The organism is Bacteroidales bacterium (assembly GCA_014860585.1).
GTDB lineage: Bacteria > Bacteroidota > Bacteroidia > Bacteroidales > 4484-276 > RZYY01.
Genome location: JACZJL010000125.1, coordinates 1 through 2,494, shown reverse-complemented (window position 1 = coordinate 2,494; position 2,494 = coordinate 1). Strand labels below are relative to the sequence as shown.

The window sequence follows — 2,494 nt, the reverse complement described above, 5'->3', positions numbered from 1 at the left end:
CTGGGGAGGCGTAATGATGCGCGAAAATACTACCCCCGGAGCAAAAACCATTTTGTTCAAAACAAGGCTTTACAACCCCAATGTGATTATTGGTTATCGGACAACCACCAATAAATCCATGCGTAATTTAAGCCAGGTGGCCCAGATGATCCGGTGGATGAAGATCCAGCGCAACGGTAACAATTTCAAGGTGTTCACCTCTTACAACGGAACCACCTGGCAGCAACGCTATTCCGGCACAATTTACATGGGCGGTTGTATCCTGGCCGGTATCTTTACCGAGAGCGTTCTGGCCAGCCGTACTTCAGTAGCCTGGTTTGACAACGTGGAAGTTGCTTCAGGACTCAAGACAGGTGAAGTTTTCACCATAACAGAAAGCGATCCGTTGAATGTTGAAATCTATCCCAACCCTGCCGATGACCTTGTGACCATCTCCATCACCGGCAAAGAAAGCGAAGTAAGCTATCAGGTTACCGATATTGATGGTCGGTTGATCGGACAATCCAATTTCACCGGCAGAGAAACTACGCTCGATGTCAGCAACTTCAAACCGGGATTGTATGTAATCAGGCTGGAGATTGGAGGAAAGATGGCGACGAAGAGATTGGTGGTGATGTAGTATTTTCAAACCTGACAGGTTTCCAAAAACCTGTCAGGCTTCTAAGATAAAGGCTGTTTTTAAAGTCTTTCATATTGATATTCAACGCGTTTTGATTCTCAAGCGTGCAGAAGGTCTTCAGAAAAGGATTTTAAATAAGGATTAAACAATTAAAAATTAGCTCAATGTACAAATTTAAAATGAATCAAAGATGAAAACAATTACTACTCTTCTGGTTTTCCTGGCTTTGAGCTTTAATTTATTAGCTCAGCCAACCGCCATCACCTGGCAGGGCAAACTGCTCGACAACAGCGGCAATGCCATCAACCAAAGCAACGTGGCCATGACTTTCGTCCTATTCGATGCCGAAACTGCCGGAAACCAACTTTGGCCAACTTCCGGCGTAGTGGCCAAAGTTGTTAACGTCGTTAATGGTCTTTACTCGGTACAATTGGGAACCGGAACCGGCGACGATATGGCCTTCGCAGCCGAAATGTTCGAAGGCCTTACACCCTGGCTGGAAGTGAAGATTGGAACAGAAACGCTCCCACGAACCGAAATCTCCAACGTTCCCTTTGCGCTGATCAGCAATGAACTGAGTGCCTCTGGCTGGGAAAGTCCCGGCGAAATCGGGAAAACCACGCCCAATACCGGGAAATTCACTTCGCTGGAAACCGGCAGCCTGAAAGTAACCACCGGCGCTTCTGATGGCAAAGTACTTACTTCGGATGCCGACGGAAATGCAAGCTGGGTAACGCCATTGTACGAGGCGCCCGGCACCGCAGCCGGCCAGATGCAATACTGGAATGGAACGGCCTGGGTAACGGTGGCTGCTGGTTTAAATGGACAGATTTTAAAAGTTAAAAACGGAATACCAACCTGGGTTGATGGGAAAATTGAAGAGTTGTCGATTGGAGATGGTTATCAAGGTGGAATAATTGCCTATTTCCTGCAACCCGGCGACCCCGGCTATGATGCCAATGTCAGGCATGGACTTATTGCCGCACCAACGGATCATAGTTTCACTTTAGCATGGGGATGTTATGGTACAACCATATCCGGTGCCGATGGCAAAGCTTTGGGAACCGGCGCTCAGAACACGCTGGATATTGTGGCGGGTTGCAACACAGCAGATATTGCTGCCCAAATCTGCAATGATCTTGTACTAAATGGATACTCCGATTGGTATCTGCCCAGTAGAGACGAATTAAATAAACTGTTTCTGAATAAAAATGCTGTTGGCGGTTTTGCTCCTGTCTGGTATTGGAGTTCGTCGGAGTACAGCGGCTACATGGCCTATAGACAGTCTTTCTACAATGGCATTCAGTGGGACTACAGTAAGTACGGCCCCTTCAATGTTCGCGCGGTTCGGGCTTTCTAGACCTGAGCACCAGCACTGAGTCTCGCACGTGCGGGATCGAAGTGTGTCGAAGGTTTAACAATTCAACCATTTATCCATTAAAATTTTTAGGAAATGATATTAAAAACAGGATTAAACAATTAAAAATTAGCTCAATGTACAAATTTAAAATGAATCAAAGATGAAAACAATTACTACTCTTCTGTTTTTCCTGGCGCTGAGCTTTCAATTATTATCTCAGCCAACCACCATCACCTGGCAGGGCAAGCTGCTCGACAACAGCGGCAATGCCATCAACCAAAACAACGTGGCCATGACCTTTGCCATGTTCGATGCTTCCACCGGAGGGAACCAGCTTTGGCCAACTTCCGGCGTAGTGGCCAAAGTTGTTAACGTCGTTAATGGTCTTTACTCGGTACAATTGGGAACCGGAACCGGCGACGATATGGCCTTCGCCGCCGAAATGTTCGAAGGCTTTACTCCCTGGCTGGAAGTGAAGATTGGAACAGAAACCCTTCCCCGAACCGAAATCACCA

3 protein-coding genes are annotated in these 2,494 nt (G+C 47.0%); all 3 read left to right on the top strand.

All coding sequences use genetic code 11. The annotated features are described in order from the left end of the window. Window positions 1–619, top strand: a 619-nt coding sequence (locus IH598_13270) for a T9SS type A sorting domain-containing protein (protein MBE0639481.1), incomplete at its 5' end; no start/stop codon positions are given. Between the two features lie 190 nt (window positions 620–809). Then, on the top strand, window positions 810–1,979 hold the full coding sequence (locus tag IH598_13265) for a DUF1566 domain-containing protein (protein ID MBE0639480.1): 1,170 nt from the start codon (window positions 810–812) through the stop codon (window positions 1,977–1,979). Window positions 1,980–2,139: 160 nt separating this feature from the next. Beyond that, a partial coding sequence (locus IH598_13260) for a hypothetical protein (GenBank protein ID MBE0639479.1) occupies window positions 2,140–2,494 on the top strand: 355 nt, incomplete at its 3' end.